The organism is Gluconobacter sp. GP1 (assembly GCF_032913585.1).
Lineage (GTDB): Bacteria > Pseudomonadota > Alphaproteobacteria > Acetobacterales > Acetobacteraceae > Gluconobacter > Gluconobacter cerinus.
The window spans coordinates 1-16,989 of record NZ_JASGXC010000006.1 but is presented as its reverse complement, the minus strand read 5'-3'; the positions used below and the strand labels follow the sequence as shown (position 1 = coordinate 16,989).

The following is a 16,989-nucleotide window of genomic DNA, read 5'->3' as shown; positions in this document are numbered from 1 at the left end:
AGTTAGAAAGCGCCCACCTCGATGGATGCGCCGGTGTAGCTCAGCTGGTAGAGCACGTCATTCGTAATGATGGGGTCGGGAGTTCGAATCTCTTCTCCGGCACCATCGAGGTATTTTCCTCAAAATAGATCAGGCTATCAGGCATACAGTTCCAGTATGCAGGCGGACTTTGATGTCTGGTTTTTGTCAGATTATTGCCAGAAAATTTTCTGGCTCTGGGCAAATGCTGTAAAATGGGTCTACCATTCGGCATCAGATCCTGATGCGTGGGCCACGTTGTGCTGGCTGCACTGTCTTATGGCGGCTCCATGCGTTAGGTTAGGAGCGTCATGACTGACCGTTTTCACAAACGCCTCTGGCAAAATGCCGTCAACCTGTCCCGGACACCGCAGCGCCCACGTGCGTCGTTGCATGTTGTGGAAGGTTTGCACGAATGCTCCGTCTGTGGGCTGTTCCAGAGGGTTCCTGAACTCAAGCCTGGGTTTCTGGCAGAGTGCGAACGCTGCGGTGCGCAAATTGCACGCCGTCGGAAGACCTCCGTCATTGGTGCGCCTGCTGCTTTCTGTGTGGCCTCCGCGGCGCTCTACATTGCTCTCCTGATCAGTCCACTCATGACGCTAAACGTCTATGGACGAGAGAACACCGTCGCTTTGATGTCTGGCCCTATTGAGCTATCGCATCAGAGCTACAACACCATGTCTTTCCTAGTCGGACTGACAACTTTGGTCATGCCAGGCATTGTCATCGCCTTGATGGGGGCTGTGCTGTATGGCGCGTCCCGCCCCCACATGCCTGACTGGACCCCGAGACTTCTGACCTGGTACGATCGCCTTCGTGGCTGGTCCATGGTGGAAGTCTATGTTCTGGGCGTTCTGGTTGCCTATACCAAGCTCGTGGATCTTGCCCTCGTCGATCTGCAACCCGGAGTGTACCTGCTGGGTGGCCTGATGCTGACGATGGCCGCAATGGATTCCACGTTTGATGACGATCTGATCTGGAACAATCGCGACTTGCGAAAAAGGGTGGACGGACATCGCGGGCGCATTCTGGATGTTGCTCATCTGGATGCTCACGAAGACGCGCTTCCTCCTGTTGAGCACATGCTGTCCTGTCACGCCTGCGGACTGGTGGTCGCTTTTGATCATCCTGTTTTGCAGGAGGCAGATATGGGCGATTGTCCGCGGTGCGATCAGATTTTGCGCCGACGTAAAAGACAAAGCCTTGCATCTGCCAGCTGTCTCCTGATCGCTGGCGTTATTTTCTACATTCCGGCCAATATGCTGCCTGTCATGACTTACACCAAGGTGGGGTCAGGCGCGCCGAGTACCATTATCAGCGGCGTGATTGAGTTGTGGCAGGCTGGTATGGTGCCTTTGGCCCTGCTGGTTCTTTTTGCCAGCATTACCGTGCCGGTTCTGAAAATTCTGGCCTTGAGTTTCATGATCATCAGCACGAAGCTGAGGTCCCGGTGGCAGTTGCCGCTGCTTGGGAAACTCTACCGCATGGTGGACATTATCGGGCGTTGGTCGATGATCGACGTCTTCATGATCTCTATTCTTTGTGCGGTGGTCCATTTTGCGTTTCTGGCGAATGTGACTGCCGATCCCGGCATGATCTGTTTTGCTCTGGTCGTGATCTTGACCATTTTTGCCGTGGAGCTGTTTGATCCTCGAGCAATGTGGGATGCAGCCGGCCTGAACAGTTCTGTGGCCGCTGACACAACAAGGCGTAGCCTTTCTGATGGCCGGCCAACCGATGGCCCGGCCCCTTCTTCTGATACCTCTATGGAGCCTGAAAGCGCGTGAGCGATTCCCGAAATAATCGCGGGCAGCAGCCGGCCTTTCCGGAGGAAGCTCCGGTACGCCGGACCCGCTTCTCCCTGATTCTGCTGATTCCAGTTCTGGCTATTCTGATTTCTGGTTGGCTGGCCTGGAAGCATTTTGCCACGCGTGGGCCCGAGATCACGATTACCTTTGATACTGCAGATGGCCTCACTCCTGGCCAGACGCAGGTCAAGAACAAGGCCGTGACGCTAGGTACAGTGCAGGACATTACTCTGAGCCGTGACATGCGTCATGTGAGCGTCAAGGTTCAGATGAATGCGAATAGCGCTCATATTCTGACAGACAGCACGCGTTTCTGGGTTGTGCGGCCACGTATTAACGGTGCCAGCATCACCGGACTCGATACGTTGATTTCCGGGGCTTATATCGCGATTGATCCTGGAACCTCTGGGGAGCATTACCAGACTGAATTCCGCGGTCTTGAAGCAGCACCGGGCGTCCGCTCTGACCAGCCTGGAACAACATTCTGGCTCGTGTCACCGGCTCTCGGTTCATTGGGTGAGGGCGCTCCCGTTTTCTTCCGGGATGTCCCTGTTGGTGATGTGCTGGGCTATACGATGCCGCCGGGGGGTGAAGGCCCGATTGTTGTGCAGGTCTTCATCAAGGCGCCATATGATCATTACCTGCGTACAGACAGTCGCTTCTGGAATGTCTCAGGAATTCAGGTTGGTCTGGGTGCCGGTGGTCTGAAGGTTCAGATGCAGTCGCTGCAAGCGCTGTTCTCTGGTGGTGTGGCGTTTGGGCTACCGGATAATCGGAACGCCGTGAATGCGCCTGTTGCCCCTGCAAACTCGGTTTTCAAGCTCTACACAAGCCAAGCCGATGCAGAAAGTGCCCGCTACCATCAGCGCCTCCGTGTTGTGACGTATATCGATACATCCGTGAAGGGGCTTGCGGCTGGAAGTCAGGTCAGTCTGTTCGGCCTGCAGGTTGGAACAGTGACATCTGTAAAGTTGCAGATGCCTTCTCCGCAGGCGCACCCGAAGGTCCGGGTAGAAATGCAGATCGAGCCTGAGCGCATGATGCCTGAATGGAGCGAAAGCCAGCTTGCGCGTGCCAAGGAGTATCTTGCCGCGTTCGTGGCCAATGGCCTGCGTGCTTCCGTCCAAAGTGCCAGCTTCCTGACGGGTGAATCGCTGATCGGGCTACAGTTCGTGAAGAATGCACCACCTGTGACCATGACGTATGAGGGTGACGTCGCTGTGCTCCCCAGTCAGCCAGGTGGCATGGATGGGATTATGGAGTCTGTTTCCACCATCACGGACAAGATTGCAGCGATGCCGCTCACGCAGATTGGTGAGCACGTCAATGACCTGATCGCGCATGCGGATGGCCGTTTGAACAGCCGCGAAGTGACGCAGTCTCTGGTTGCGTTGCGTAATTCGCTCCAAAACCTGGATGCGTTGAGCAAGAATGCCAATCAGCATCTTCCAGAGCTTATGACGGCCCTGCAGGGAACCTTGACCAATGCTCAGACTCTTCTTGGGTCCTACGGCGGAGATACAGATTTTCAGCGTAGCCTTCAGGGCATGATTACACAGATGACTCAGATGGCGCGTTCGCTCCGCTTCTTGACGGACTATCTGGGACATCATCCATCAGCACTTATTACCGGTCGTAGGAACTGATCCCATGGCAAAATATTCGTTTCTTCGTGTGCGCCTGTTGTCCATGGGATGCATGTTTGGTCTGTCAGTCTCACTGGTGGCCTGTAGCAGCGATCCCAAGCTGTACACGCTGGCATCTGTATCCGGGATGGTTCAATCGGGCGGTCCTGTTGTCGTGGAAGTCCGGACGCCTGTTGTTCCTTCTCGCCTCGATCGGGATACTATTGTTCGCCAGAATCGCGATTACCAGACGACATTGGCGACTGGCGATAGCTGGAGCGAAGCGCTTCCAGACATGATAGCCCAGACATTGACGACTGATCTGTCGCAGCGTCTTCCGGGGACAACTGTCGTGTCGCAGGGAGATGCGGTAACTACGACACCCTCTGCTTATGTAGAAGTGACAATCCGGAATTTCGAAGCCGATGCGGCTGGCCATGCGCTTATCACTGGTGCTGTATCCGTTCATCCTGCCCAGAAGATGATTGGCCCGGTTTTGACTGAAGCGTTTGCCTGGCAATCTCCTGAGAGTGCGCAGCTTAATACCGGTAAGCTGGTGGCGTCTCTCAGTCAGGGGCTGTCCGTTCTCGCGGATCATGCGGCTTCCCGGCTGCGATCACTTCCCTCTACAAGCCGGTAAGAGGGACTACCCTAGGCAATAAAAAAGGCTCCCAATGGGAGCCTTTTTTATTCATACCGTCTCAGCAGAAGAGATTAGAGCTTCTCAACCTGCGTGAAGTCCAGGTCCACCGGGGTCGAACGACCGAAGATGGAAACACTGACCTTGAGGCGCTGACGTTCTTCGTCGACTTCTTCGATCATGCCCGTAAAGGACGTGAACGGTCCGTCTGCAACGCGAATCTGCTCGCCGATCTCGAAGGTGAGGGCAGAACGTGGACGTTCCACACCTTCCTGAGCCTGTTTCATGATCCGGTCTGCTTCTGCAGCCGTAATCGGGGTTGGGCGATTGCGCGTTCCCAGAAAGCCAGTGACCTTGGGGGTGTCCTTGACGAGATGCCATGCATCATCCGTCAGTTCCATCTTCACAAGAACGTAGCCGGGGAAGAACTTGCGCTCTGAATTGACCTTACGGCCCCGGCGCATTTCCGTCACGTCTTCAGATGGGACAAGAATCTGCTCGAAATGGTCAGATAAGCCCTTCTGTGCAGCCTGCTCCTGAATATGGCTCGCGATCTTTTTCTCGAACCCGGAATAGACATGCACAACATACCAACGTTTTGCCATGCTGCGGACCTAGCCTCCAACGCCAAACAGCTCGCGGACGCCCAGGCCAATGACCTGATCCACGATGAAGAAGAAGATGCAGGTCACGGTAACCATGGCAAGCACCGCACCCGTCGTAATGAGGGTGTTACGACGTGTAGGCCACGTAACCCGCTTGGCTTCGTTGCGCACGTCTTTGATGTACGTGCCCAGATTGAAGCCGGATCCGTTTTTATGAGGCGCCGTCTTACGCGACTCGTCTTTCGGGGTAGTGACCGACACCATCGTCCTCGAATCAAATGAAAATCCGCGTCCCGGTGCCGGAAAAGCTATCCGGTAAAGCGGGGTGGCAGGGGCGGAGGGTCTCGAACCCACAACCTTCGGTTTTGGAGACCGACGCTCTAGCCAATTGAGCTACGCCCCTATCATCGGGGGTACCACAAAGACTGTGATACACCAACGACAGTGGGGCGGAAAAGATAATGTTCAGGGATGAAAGTCAAGTACCCATAAGCATCTAGGTTCATATTTTTCATTTCTGGCATTCCCCCTCTTGCGAGGATGCTGAGGAATGGAGTATGACACCGGCAACCTAAGGGCGGGCGTAGCATAGTGGTAATGCAGTAGCCTTCCAAGCTTCTGAGGAGGGTTCGATTCCCTTCGCCCGCTCCAGTAGGTTCCCCAAAAAATCTGATCCAAGCTACTAACAAAGCTGGCTACGTCTATTGCCGTTTTTGCTCTGGCAGGCGTCCGGCCGCAGTTCCTGTGAACTGAATTGTATACTCCGCAACTCTCTTGCTCGATGCCGGCATTTTATCGCTGCCTGAAGACAGTCCTCAATGATGGTAAGGCAATTCCGCAAAATTGTAGAAATTCTGAGCTCTCCCTGACAGCAGCAGGCTGGCATGCGCGCTACTGTTTTTTTGGGAATGAAGAATTTGCCCGCAAAGAGCAGTGTTGCGCCGAAAAATTTTGTTGTGCGGTAAGGTTGTAGCTCTGCCTCGGTTGCACTGGATCATGGGGACGTGCTAGAGGCGGCGCCAAGTGGAGGACCGGGTTCAGACGAATCCTGCGTAGGGTCGTGTGTGCCTGAATCCCAACGGATTTGGAAGCAAGGGACCGGATAAGCCGGTTCCGGCCGCATCCTGCGGCGGAAAAGTGAGACGGAACACGCGTGTGACGGTGACACAGGTGCCGCAGATGGGCCCCACAGGTGGCTTGGCTCAACGCTATGCCCGAGCGCTTTATGATTATGCCTCAGAGCAGGGAGCGCTCTCTGATGTGCTGGCTCAGGTTCGGGGACTTCGCGATGCGATTTCCCAGAGTGCTGACCTGCGGACGTTCCTTGCGGACTCCCGCCTTGATGCGCATCGCTCAAGCAAGGTAGCTGGTGCCCTGACCGAGAAACTCGGTTTTGGAGATGCCGTCCGTCGCTTCGTCGGCGTGATTGCTGCTAACCACCGTCTTGCTGATCTCGCTTCTATTCTGGACGGCGTGCTGGCCCTTGATGCGAGCCTCCGCGGCGAAACCGTTGCAGAAATCCGCTCCGCTCAGCCTCTTACTGACATGCAGCGCAGCCAGCTTCAGGGCCGTCTGGCCGAAGCAGGTTACAGCCGCGTGTCCATGATCGAACGTACAGATGCCTCCCTGATTGGCGGCATGACTGTGCGTGTCGGTTCTACATTGTTTGATACTTCGATCGCCGGGCGCCTGACTCGCCTGCAGAACGCCATGAAGGGAGCCGCGTGATGGATATCCGTCCCGCTGAGATTTCGGACATCCTCAAGCAGCAGATCGCGTCTTTCGACAAGGTCGAGACCGTTTCCGAGACGGGCACGGTCCTGTCGATTGGTGACGGCATTGCTCGTGTTTACGGCCTGACAAACGTCATGGCTGGCGAAATGGTCGAGTTTGAAGGCTCTGGCCTCAAGGGCATGGCGCTGAACCTCGAAGCCGACAACGTTGGTATCGTGATTTTCGGTGATGGCGACGAAATCCGTGAAGGTGACACGGTTCTTCGCACGAAGTCCGTTGTTGAAGTTCCGGTTGGCAAGGGGCTCCTTGGTCGCGTTGTTGACGGCCTTGGTAACCCGATCGACGGTCGTGGCCCGCTGACGGACGTGGAATATCGCCGCGCCGAAGTGAAGGCGCCAGGCATCATGCCACGTCAATCGGTTAGCGAACCGATGCAGACGGGTATCAAGGCCATTGACGCTCTCGTTCCGATCGGGCGTGGCCAGCGTGAGCTGATCATTGGTGACCGCCAGACCGGTAAGACGGCGATCCTGGTTGACACCATTGTGGCCCAGAAGCCTGTCAATGCCGAAGGCGACCCGAAGAAGTCTCTTTACTGCATTTATGTTGCAGTTGGTCAGAAGCGCTCCACGGTTGCAAACCTTGTTCGTACGCTGACGGAGCAGGGCGCGATGGAGTATTCCATCGTTGTTGCTGCCACGGCTTCTGATGCTGCACCAATGCAGTACCTGGCTCCCTACACGGCTTGCGCCATGGGTGAGTACTTCCGTGACAACGGCATGCATGCTCTGGCTTGCTACGATGACCTGTCGAAGCAGGCTGTTGCATACCGTCAGATGTCACTGCTGCTGCGCCGTCCGCCGGCACGTGAAGCTTTCCCGGGTGACGTGTTCTATCTGCACTCCCGTCTTCTCGAGCGTGCAGCCAAGATGTCTGATGCCAACGGCGGCGGTTCTCTGACGGCTCTGCCGGTTATTGAGACGCAGGCTGGTGACACGGCTGCATACATCCCGACCAACGTGATTTCCATCACCGACGGTCAGATCTTCCTTGAGACGGACCTGTTCTACAAGGGTATCCGTCCGGCCGTGAACGTTGGTGGTTCTGTGTCCCGTGTGGGCTCGGCTGCTCAGATCAAGGCGATGAAGCAGGTTGCTGGCAAGATCAAGCTTGAGCTGGCTCAGTATCGTGAAATGGCTGCGTTCTCGCAGTTCGCTTCCGATCTGGATGCTGCAACGCGCAAGCAGCTTGATCGTGGTGCACGTCTGGTCGAGCTGCTGAAGCAGCCTGAGACGTCCCCGCTTCCGGTTGAAGAGCAGGTTGTTGTTCTTTTCGCTGGTACCCGTGGATATGTTGATCCGATCGCCGTGGATAAGGTTGTGGCCTACGAGGCTGCACTTCTGACGGAAATGCGTGGCGCTGGCGCTGGCATTCTGACAGCCATCCGCAACGATCGCCAGATCAAGCCGGAGACGGAAGGCAAGCTCAAGGAGCTGCTCGAAGCTTTCGGTAAGCGCTTTGCAGCCTGAGGATAGTCCATGGCTTCGCTGAAGGAACTGCGCGGTCGGATCACGGGCGTCAAATCGACGCGCAAGATCACGAACGCCATGAAAATGGTCGCAGCATCCAAGCTGCGACGCGCCCAGTCCCAGGCTGAGGCGGCTCGTCCCTACGCCGAGGCCATGGGCCGCATGATGGCGGAACTGGCAGCGGCAAGCCGCGGCGCTGATGCGTCCAGCCTGCCGACGCTGCTGGGCGGTACGGGTAAGGATCAGGTCCATCTTGTTGTGGTCCTGACGTCTGATCGTGGTCTGGCGGGTGGCTTTAACGCCAACATCGTTCGGAGTGCGCGTCAGCTGATCCGCACGCTGCGGGATGAGGGTCGGACAGTGCGTCTTCTGCCGGTTGGCCGTAAAGGTGCCGATATTCTTGCAAAGGAATATCCGGATCTGGTGGTTGAGCGCGTGGCAGGGACGGAGGGCCGTGACGTCGGTTTCGACAAGGCTGAGTATGTGGGCAAGAAAATTGTCGCCATGCTTGAAGCCGGCGAGATTGATCGCTGCACGCTGATTTACAACCGCTTCGTCAACGCGATGACGCAGATTGCCATCCAGCTTCCGCTGGTGCCTCTGTCCGTCGCGGAAAATGACAACGCGGCGCCTGCCGAGGCTGCCCAATACGAATTCGAGCCCGATGAGGCTACGCTCCTGGCCAATCTTCTGCCACGCAATCTTCAGGTGCAGATTTTTTCTGCCCTGCTGGAGAGTGCAGCAGGTGAGCAAGGTGCACGGATGACGGCTATGGACAACGCGAGCCGGAATGCCAGCAAGGCAATCGACCGTCTGTCCCAGAAGTACAACCGTACGCGCCAGGCCAACATTACCAATGAACTGATCGAGATCATCTCCGGCGCAGAAGCCGTTTGAGATCACGCAGGAGACGAACCGATGTCTGAGACTCTTAACCCTTCTGCCCCGGCTGCAAATAACGTCGTCGGCCGTGTCACGCAGGTGCGTGGCCCGGTTGTTGACGTGCAGTTCGAAGGCGATCTTCCGTTTATCCTGAACGCCCTTCATGTTCAGAACGGCGATCACACGCTTGTTCTGGAAGTTGCACAGGAAATCGGTGAGCGTCAGGTCCGCTGCATTGCCATGGACACGACGGACGGCCTGAGCCGTGGCGCGGAAGTCCGTGACACTGGCAAGCAGATCATGGTTCCGGTTGGCCCGGCTACACTTGGTCGTATCCTGAACGTCATTGGCGAAGCCATTGACGAACGTGGTCCGATCGTTAGCGACAAGTATTTCCCGATCCATCGTAAGGCTCCGTCCTTCGAGGAGCAGGCTGCTGCGTCCGAAATCCTCGTAACAGGCATCAAGGTCGTTGACCTTCTTTGCCCGTACCTGAAGGGCGGCAAGATCGGCCTGTTCGGTGGCGCAGGCGTTGGCAAGACCGTTATTATTCAGGAACTCATCAATAACATCGCGAAGGCACACGGTGGCGTGTCCGTGTTCGCAGGTGTGGGTGAGCGTACCCGTGAAGGTAACGACCTGTATTTCGAAATGCAGGACGCTGGCGTTATCAAGATCGCTGAAGACGGTTCCACGGAAGGCTCCAAGGTTGCTCTGGTCTATGGCCAGATGAACGAGCCGCCGGGAGCACGTGCCCGTGTTGCTCTGACGGGTCTGTCACTCGCAGAATATTTCCGTGACGAAGAAGGTCAGGACGTTCTGTTCTTCGTGGACAACATCTTCCGCTTCACGCAGGCTGGTTCGGAAGTGTCCGCTCTGCTGGGCCGTATTCCTTCCGCCGTGGGCTATCAGCCGACGCTGGCAACGGAAATGGGTGCCCTTCAGGAGCGCATCACGTCCACCAAGAAGGGCTCCATCACGTCCGTTCAGGCTGTGTATGTCCCTGCTGACGATCTGACCGATCCGGCACCTGCTGCGACCTTTGCTCACCTTGATGCCACGACGGTTCTGAACCGTTCGATCGCAGAAATGGGCATCTACCCAGCTGTTGACCCGCTGGACTCCACGTCCCGCTCGCTCGATCCGAAGATCGTCGGTCAGGAACATTACGACATCGCTCGTAAGGTTCAGCAGACGCTTCAGACCTACAAGGGTCTGCAGGACATCATCGCGATCCTGGGCATGGATGAGCTGTCTGAAGAAGACAAGAAGATCGTTGGCCGCGCACGTCGCATCCAGCGCTTCCTGTCCCAGCCGTTCCATGTGGCTGAAGTGTTCACAGGCGCACCTGGCAAGCTGGTTGCTCTGGAAGACACGATCCGTTCCTTCAAGGCTGTTGTAAACGGTGAATACGATCACCTGCCAGAAGGCGCGTTCTACATGGTCGGCGACATTGACGAGGCCATCGCCAAGGCCGAGAAGATGAAGCAGGAGGCCTGATCCTGATGCCCCTACGCATCGAGATCGTCAGCCCGGAAAAGCGCCTTGTTGACCGTCAGGTCGACATGGCGGTGGTCCCGGGCATGGAGGGCGATATTGCAGCCATGCCGGACCGTGCGCCGCTGATGCTTCAGCTGCGTGGTGGCGTTGTGGCCCTGTATGAAGGCGACAAGATCGTCGACCGTTATTTCGTGGGCGGTGGTTTCGCAGATATGGGCGCAGAACACTGCACCATTCTGGCAGATTCTGCTCAGCTCATGAGCGAGCTGTCTGCGGATGATGCCCGTGATCGTCTGCGTGATCTGGAAACCACATGGGCCCAGATCGAGCCGAACGATACTGATGCGCATGACCGTCTCAGCCGTGAAATCCAGAGCGTTCGCGCTGAACTGGAAGCTGTTGAAGGTCCTGCTTCAGTCTGAGGCTGAACGCAGCATCTATGAAAACAGAAAGAACCCACCCGGTCAGTTGACTGGGTGGGTTTTTCTTTGTCTGCAAGCTTCCTGTATGCTGCCGTCCAGACTTTACCAAGTGATGGTGGCGCGTAATGACGGACTCTTCCCCTGACACTGAAATTATGTCCGAGGGCGTTGATCTCGCCTCTGTAGAGGCAATCGAATGTGCTGGGGATGTAGTAGACGCAGAGCGGGAAGAAGGCGCGACATCTGAACCAATTGCAGAAGATATCGTCGAGCTGACGGTTGTCGTTCGGGAGAGCGTCAGTAGTGCGCTCTGGGAAAACAGCGTCCCAGTTTTGCTGGAGCTTGCGGTTCGTAATCTTGCAAATCGGGATCTCTCAGATGTCGAGATTACGCTGCATTCCAAGCCCGGTGTGCTCCGAACAACCTCCTGGCGGCTTCAGTCTCTCGGAATGGGACAGTTTCGGACGTTAGAGCGCCTCGATGTGGAACTGGATGGCGCCTATCTCGCCTCGCTGAGTGAAGCAACGCGCGCTGAAGTTCATTTTACAGTTTCGGAGATACAGCCCGATGGTGCGCGGGTGACGCTTCTCGAACGCGTTCTTCCTCTGACTGTCCGCTGCCGGAGCGAATGGGGCGGATTACAGGGGCTGCCTGATCTGCTTGCTGCTTTTGTTCTGCCTAATGATCCAGCTGTCGCAAAAATTCTTCGTTCAGCTTCTCTTCTTCTACAGGAGGCCGGCCACAGTGGCTCTTTGGAGGGATACCAAGGTGGTCGAAAGCGGGCGTGGGAACAGGCACAGGCGATCTGGTGCGCAATCGCTGGCTTAAACATTACATATGTCAGTCCCCCGGCCTCTTTTGTGGAGGCTGGCCAGAGGGTGCGTCTTCCCACTCAGATTGTGGAAGACCGACTGGCGACTTGCCTGGATACAGCCTTACTGTTTGCGTCCTGTCTTGAGGCTGTTGGCTTGCGGCCATTACTGATCATGCTCAAAGGTCATGCGTTTGCTGGTCTATGGCTATCTCGGGAGCAGTCTGGAACCTCAGTCATTCAGGATCTGCCTGGATTGCGGAACAGGGTAGCCCTTGATGATGTCTGTGTGTTCGAGACAACGCTTGTAACTGCAGCGTCTTGCCCGGATTTCGCAAAAGCCTGTGAGCGTGGGCTTGCCCAGCTTCAGGATGACGGTGAAGACTCGAAATTTGAAGAGGTCATAGACGTCCACCGCGCCCGACTGCGTCGCATTCGGCCGTTGTCATCGCTTGTGCCTAATACTGATCCGGCCGAGAGCGATGACGTGGAGACCTCTGCCACGCCTCAGCTAAAAGCAGCGCCTGATCTTCGGGAAGAACTCGGAGACCATGAAAACGAAGAGACACCGGAATCCCGTTTGGATCGCTGGTGTAAGCGGCTACTGGATATTTCAGGCCGAAGCCGCCTTCTGAACCTGCCACGCTCTGAGAAGCAGATCATCGAGATCTGCTGTGCAGATCCGGGAAGGTTGGAAGACCGTCTGGCAGAAATGCGGGGAGGGGAACGGAAACCAGCGCTCAGGCTTCGAGCTCGTCCCGAACTGATGGATGGGTCTGACCCGAGGAGTGCTGCGCTCCATCAGCAGCGTCATCATGACGATCAGCACAGGGCTATTGCCGCAGAGGCTCTGGAGCACGGTGAGCTACTGGTTGCCCGGGATGAAGCTGGCTTACAGTCTGCTCTTACAGAAATCTATCGCAAGGCGCGTGCGGCCGCGCAGGAGGGAGGGGCAAACACACTTTTCCTGACTCTGGGAGAGCTTGTGTGGGAACCTCGGGGGCGGGATCGCAAGGCGAGAGCTCCCTTGATTTTGGTCCCCGTTATTCTGGAACGTAGCAGCATCAACGCTCCGTTCCGGTTGCGCGCGCATACCGATGAAAGTCGGGTGAATGGCAGTCTGCTGGAAGTTCTTCGACAGGATTTCGCCATGCGGTTTCCTGAACTGGAAGGAGAGCTTCCTCAGGATGAGGCTGGTTTGGACGTTGCGCGCATCTTTGACATTTTCCGCGCAAAAATCCGCCAGCTCCCGCAATGGGAAGTTCAGGAACGTGTCAGCCTGACGACCCTCTCTTTCGCCAAGTTCCTCATGTGGAAGGATTTGCAGGAAAGACGGGACGCGCTGCGTATTAACCCGGTTGCCAGTCGTCTTCTGGATGGGGTTTCAGAGGCTGATGGTACCGGAAGTGCTTTTCCTACGGCCTTGTTCGAGGAACAGAAATCGCTGGATAACGTTCTGGACGAGGCTTCCCTGCTTTGTCCTATGGAAGCTGACTCGTCCCAATTGACCGCCGTAGCCCGGGCGGCGGCAGGTGAAAATTTTGTCCTGATCGGTCCGCCTGGAACCGGAAAAAGTCAGACGATTGCCAATATCATCGCTGATACGCTGGGCCGGGGTAAGACGGTCCTGTTCGTCGCAGAAAAGAGAACTGCGCTGGAAGTCGTGCGGAATCGTTTGCGTTCTGTAGGGCTGAGTGAGTTCTGTTTGGATCTGTTTTCGCCTCAGGCGGGGCGTGGCGCAGTGCTGGAACAGTTTCAGCAGGTTCAACTGGTCAGGGAAGAGTTTTCAACAGCGGAATGGACGTCGGCGCAAAGCCGTCTGATGGCCGTCCGCCAGGATCTGAATGCCTATGTGCAGGATCTGCATAAGCGGTGGAACAATGGATGGACTCCCTATCAGGCCATAGGCGTGGTTCTGGAGGCCGATCGTAACGGCACTTACCCGCTTGCTCTGAAATGGTCAGCTCCAGACGTCCATGCTGAAACAGACTGGGAGTCGCTCAAGAATGCGGCCAGTCTGTTAGCGGGGCTTTATGAGCGCTTCGGGCGGCATGCTCTGTCGCCTCAGTTGTTGGGAATAGAGCAGGAAGAGTGGACGTCTCGCTGGCAGGATCAGATTCTTCAGCAGAGTCAGGCTTTGAGAGGGCAGCTCGATGCGTTGTCTCAAGCAACGGATGATCTGTGCAGCGTACTGGGTTTGACTGGCACTGACCGATCATTGGCTCAACTCCATCGACTCCAGTCGTTCTGTGGTCTGTTGTATCGACCGGAAGCGGCCTGGGGAGCGTGGGCCCTTTCCGAAGATGCGCAGGACAAGGCTCAGGTTGTTCTTGCAGAAAAAGAACGGATTGCACGTCATTGCACTCTGGAGCAGGGGCTGGCTGTGCGTTGGAGTGATGCGAAAGCACTCCCGTTGGAAGACTTGCATCGTGAGTGGAAGGACTCCGAAGACAAATGGCTTCTTTCGCGCAGGAGTGCTCAGAAAGCTGTACGCCGCCGACTTGAAGCGAGTGCGAAAAGCGTCTTACCGGACGACTTGAGTGATGAGCTGTCCTGGCTTCTGGAGCTGTCTGCGCTGGAACGCGACCTGAAGGGAGCCCCTCATAGAGAGGTTGTCGGTTCTCTCTGGAGTGATGTGACGACCGATTTTGGCAAGATCGAAGCCGCTCTGCTCTGGGGAGCTGAGATTCGCGCCGCATTGGCAAGCTGTGTCTCGGATCTCGCAGGATTGCTCTCTGTGAGACGGCATATCCGGGAGCTGCTGACAGAAGGGCGTGATCTTCTTGCAGAGAGTGGTCCGGTAGGTCTGAAAATTGCGGGGTTCAGGAAGGCACTTTCGGCTGCTGAGGAAAGCCTGAGCCTTTTGGCTGACCTGGCGGGAAGTCCTCTTCTTGCAATCGAGCCAGATGGCGAAGACTGGCTGCTGCGTTTGTCTCAACATCTGACTGGCTGGCTTGAGCAGGGTAAAAATCTGCGGGACTGGTGTGCGTGGCGAAAGGCCTGTCATACAGCTGAGCGTCTGGGATTGGGTCCGTTAGTAGAGGCGCTTGTGGCAGAGCGCGTGGCTCCGAAAGAGCTTCAATCCGTTCTGACTGCCGCTTATGCCCGATGGTGGTTGGCAGCAGCCGTTGATGAGCAGCCACGACTGCGCGGTTTCGTTGCCGCAGCACATGAAGAACAGATCGAGCGCTTCAAGACGTGGGATGGTGATGCTGCCAGTCTGGCAGGGCGTCTGATCCGGGCAAGGCTCTCAGGTAATATTCCCGCTCAGGACGTGCGCCGACAGGACTCACAGTATGTGATGATTCATCGTGAAGCGCAGAAAAAAGCCCGGCATATGCCGATTCGTCAGTTGGCTGCTGCTGCACCACGGGCGGTGAGAGCGCTTACGCCCTGCTTCATGATGAGCCCTCTTTCCGTAGCGCAATATCTTCCCCCAGATAGTGAGCCGTTCGATCTGGTCATTTTCGATGAAGCCTCGCAGATCCCCACATGGGATGCCATTGGGGCCATCGGACGTGGCCGACAGGTGATCGTGGTCGGAGACCCCAAGCAGCTACCGCCGACCAGCTTCTTTGCGCGAAGTGAGAATGAGGACGACGACGGTGAACTCTGCGATATGGAGTCCATTCTCGATGAATGTCGTGCGGCAGGTGTGCCGGAAATTACGCTGAAATGGCACTATCGCAGCAGGCACGAGAGCCTGATCGCGTTTTCCAACAGTCAGTATTATGGCGGCGACCTCATCACGTTCCCCTCGAACGTGACGCAGGATCGAGCTGTTTCTTTTCAGTTTGTGGAGGGGGGCAACTACCAGAGAGGTGGCAGTAGAACCAATCCCGCAGAAGCCAGAGCCGTTGCGGATGCTGTTGTAAGGCATTTGAAGACTGACGGAGAGAAATCCGTTGGCGTCGTGACGTTCAACGGAGAACAGCAGACACTGATTACTGATCTGCTGGAAAAGGCCCAGATGGAGGATTCCTCGCTGGTGCCGTTCTTCAGCGAAGAGTGCCTGGAACCCGTCCTGATTCGAAATCTGGAAAATGTGCAGGGAGAAGAGCGGGACGTGATGTTCTTTTCCCTCACCTATGCGCCGGAGCTAAAAGGGGCGCCTTACGTTTCGTTTGGGCCGTTGAATCGTGCGGGCGGTGAAAGACGCCTCAACGTCGCTGTGACGCGGGCGCGTGAAAAACTGGTTGTTTTTGGTTCCCTGCGCGCTGAACAGATCGATCCGTCCAGAAGCTCTGCAGAAGGTGTATTGCATCTTCGGAAGTTTCTGACTTTTGCAGAGCACGGTGCAGGTGCACTTGCCGGTTTGCATCAAGGGTCAGTCGGAGAAGAAGAAAGCCGCTTTGAACTCGAAGTCTCGGCGCTGTTGCGTCAACGTGGATGGGATGTTCGTCCCCAGATAGGTGTCTCCCGCTTTCGGATTGATCTTGGCGTGGTGGACCCGGACATGCCCGGAAGCTTTCTTGCGGGCGTCGAGTGCGATGGCGCAACTTACCATCGCAGTGCCACCGCGCGTGATCGCGACAGACTGCGTCAGGCCGTTCTGGAAAATCTTGGCTGGGTGATTTTCCGTGTTTGGTCGACTGACTGGTGGCTGAATGCGAACCGCGAGGTGGAACGTCTGGATCAAGCCCTGAAGCTGAGATTGGAAGCCGTAAGAGAAAGTCGGCTTAGTCTTCCGGTCGAGGAGCCAGATACTGAGGTCCAGGAAGTGCCGGAGACTGAAAGCGCTTTCGTAGAAGAGCCATCTCTCTACGCGGGGTTTGTCCCTCATGACACGAGCGCTGCTGTGCCTGCTCCCTATATTCCGGAGGACGATAGTGAAGAGGCATTATCGGCACAGCCAGATGCGGCGCGTTTCACAGATGATGACTATCTGCCGGTTCTGCAGTCTCTGATTCAGCAGGCTCTCTGCGAGAAGGGGGTTCTGCATGAAACGGCCCTGATCCAGAAAATCGCGAGACAACATGGTTTCGCGCGGGCGGGACGACAGATCCGGGAGCGAGTTCTCACAGCCATCCCTGATGGCGTGGGAAAAACTACCGAAGACGCTGGAACGTTCTTTTGGGAAACAGAAGACGTTGTCTGCGATCCTGAGACCGTCTTGAAGCGAGACACTGGAGAGAGTGTTGATCCTGCTCAGGTTCCGACGTCGGTTCTAATGGCTTTGGCCAAGGAGCAGCAGGACAAAGGGCTTGGAGAAGAAGAGGGTATCGGAGAGATGCGAAAAGCCTGCGGATTAGGGCGTATCGGGGCGGCGAGCAGGCTGCGTTTCCACGACGCATGGCTTTCTGCGGCGGCAAACATAAAAAACTAAGGAAAAAGGGACGCCAGATGATTTTTCTGGCGTTTTTTTTGATTTTTTTAGTTTTGCTTTGTGAATGGAAAGTGTGTGTAAGGGTGAAA

The 16,989-nt window shown here is 56.2% G+C and carries 11 protein-coding genes and 3 tRNA genes; 11 read left to right on the top strand and 3 right to left on the bottom strand.

Annotated features, from left to right (window positions below):
• Positions 1-29 precede the first annotated feature (29 nt).
• The 4 genes from R5H23_RS13295 (at position 30) to R5H23_RS13280 (ending at position 4,091) form a co-directional block, all read left to right on the top strand.
• A tRNA-Thr gene (locus R5H23_RS13295) sits at positions 30-105 on the top strand.
• 224 nt (positions 106-329) lie between these two features.
• Complete coding sequence (locus R5H23_RS13290) at positions 330-1,805, top strand: paraquat-inducible protein A (protein ID WP_317215729.1); 1,476 nt, start codon at positions 330-332, stop codon at positions 1,803-1,805.
• A complete protein-coding gene (locus R5H23_RS13285) occupies positions 1,802-3,472 on the top strand; it encodes an intermembrane transport protein PqiB (protein ID WP_046900221.1) in 1,671 nt (556 codons plus the stop codon). The genes R5H23_RS13290 and R5H23_RS13285 overlap by 4 nt, the downstream gene beginning before the upstream one ends.
• A gap of 4 nt (positions 3,473-3,476) precedes the next feature.
• Positions 3,477-4,091 carry a PqiC family protein gene (locus tag R5H23_RS13280; RefSeq protein ID WP_317215728.1) on the top strand — a complete coding sequence of 205 codons (615 nt, stop codon included), beginning with the start codon at positions 3,477-3,479 and terminating at the stop codon, positions 4,089-4,091.
• A 74-nt stretch (positions 4,092-4,165) separates the two neighbouring features.
• Here the strand turns inward: R5H23_RS13280 and nusG are convergent, their stop codons facing one another.
• From nusG to R5H23_RS13265, 3 genes are all read right to left on the bottom strand, one after another.
• The gene (nusG, locus tag R5H23_RS13275) at positions 4,166-4,696 is read right to left on the bottom strand and encodes a transcription termination/antitermination protein NusG (protein ID WP_046900219.1); all 531 of its coding nucleotides are present in this window, start codon (positions 4,694-4,696) and stop codon (positions 4,166-4,168) included.
• 9 nt (positions 4,697-4,705) lie between these two features.
• Entirely contained in the window at positions 4,706-4,960 is a 255-nt protein-coding gene (secE, locus tag R5H23_RS13270; protein WP_232309136.1) for a preprotein translocase subunit SecE, read from the bottom strand.
• Positions 4,961-5,022: 62 nt separating this feature from the next.
• Positions 5,023-5,099: transfer RNA gene (locus tag R5H23_RS13265), tRNA-Trp, on the bottom strand.
• Positions 5,100-5,273: 174 nt separating this feature from the next.
• Between R5H23_RS13265 and R5H23_RS13260 the strand changes: the two genes are divergently transcribed.
• The 7 genes from R5H23_RS13260 (at position 5,274) to R5H23_RS13230 (ending at position 16,900) form a co-directional block, all read left to right on the top strand.
• A tRNA-Gly gene (locus R5H23_RS13260) sits at positions 5,274-5,347 on the top strand.
• Positions 5,348-5,851: 504 nt separating this feature from the next.
• Positions 5,852-6,424 (top strand): ATP synthase F1 subunit delta, encoded by a 573-nt coding sequence (gene atpH / locus R5H23_RS13255; RefSeq protein WP_064274294.1) that lies wholly within the window; start codon positions 5,852-5,854, stop codon positions 6,422-6,424.
• A complete protein-coding gene (gene atpA, locus R5H23_RS13250) occupies positions 6,424-7,959 on the top strand; it encodes a F0F1 ATP synthase subunit alpha (RefSeq protein ID WP_046900218.1) in 1,536 nt (511 codons plus the stop codon). The genes atpH and atpA overlap by 1 nt, the downstream gene beginning before the upstream one ends.
• 9 nt (positions 7,960-7,968) lie before the next feature.
• On the top strand, positions 7,969-8,856 hold the full coding sequence (locus R5H23_RS13245) for a F0F1 ATP synthase subunit gamma (RefSeq protein ID WP_046900217.1): 888 nt from the start codon (positions 7,969-7,971) through the stop codon (positions 8,854-8,856).
• 21 nt (positions 8,857-8,877) lie between these two features.
• Positions 8,878-10,341: a F0F1 ATP synthase subunit beta gene (gene atpD, locus R5H23_RS13240; RefSeq protein ID WP_099213283.1), complete on the top strand. Its 1,464-nt coding sequence runs from the start codon at positions 8,878-8,880 to the stop codon at positions 10,339-10,341.
• Between the two features lie 5 nt (positions 10,342-10,346).
• Positions 10,347-10,763 carry an ATP synthase F1 subunit epsilon gene (gene atpC, locus R5H23_RS13235; protein ID WP_046900215.1) on the top strand — a complete coding sequence of 139 codons (417 nt, stop codon included), beginning with the start codon at positions 10,347-10,349 and terminating at the stop codon, positions 10,761-10,763.
• Positions 10,764-10,888: 125 nt separating this feature from the next.
• Complete coding sequence (locus tag R5H23_RS13230) at positions 10,889-16,900, top strand: DUF4011 domain-containing protein (protein ID WP_317215725.1); 6,012 nt, start codon at positions 10,889-10,891, stop codon at positions 16,898-16,900.
• The last annotated feature ends 89 nt before the right edge of the window (positions 16,901-16,989 follow it).

Bases quoted from the DNA above. Each gene is read 5' to 3' on its own strand.
- R5H23_RS13290 (WP_317215729.1), top strand. From the start codon at position 330: ATGACTGACCGTTTTCACAAACGCCTCTGGCAAAATGCCGTCAACCTG.
- R5H23_RS13280 (WP_317215728.1), top strand. From the start codon at position 3,477: ATGGCAAAATATTCGTTTCTTCGTGTGCGCCTGTTGTCCATGGGATGC.
- nusG (WP_046900219.1), bottom strand. From the start codon at position 4,696: ATGGCAAAACGTTGGTATGTTGTGCATGTCTATTCCGGGTTCGAGAAA.
- secE (WP_232309136.1), bottom strand. From the start codon at position 4,960: ATGGTGTCGGTCACTACCCCGAAAGACGAGTCGCGTAAGACGGCGCCT.
- atpA (WP_046900218.1), top strand. From the start codon at position 6,424: ATGGATATCCGTCCCGCTGAGATTTCGGACATCCTCAAGCAGCAGATC.
- R5H23_RS13245 (WP_046900217.1), top strand. From the start codon at position 7,969: ATGGCTTCGCTGAAGGAACTGCGCGGTCGGATCACGGGCGTCAAATCG.
- atpD (WP_099213283.1), top strand. From the start codon at position 8,878: ATGTCTGAGACTCTTAACCCTTCTGCCCCGGCTGCAAATAACGTCGTC.
- atpC (WP_046900215.1), top strand. From the start codon at position 10,347: ATGCCCCTACGCATCGAGATCGTCAGCCCGGAAAAGCGCCTTGTTGAC.
- R5H23_RS13230 (WP_317215725.1), top strand. From the start codon at position 10,889: ATGACGGACTCTTCCCCTGACACTGAAATTATGTCCGAGGGCGTTGAT.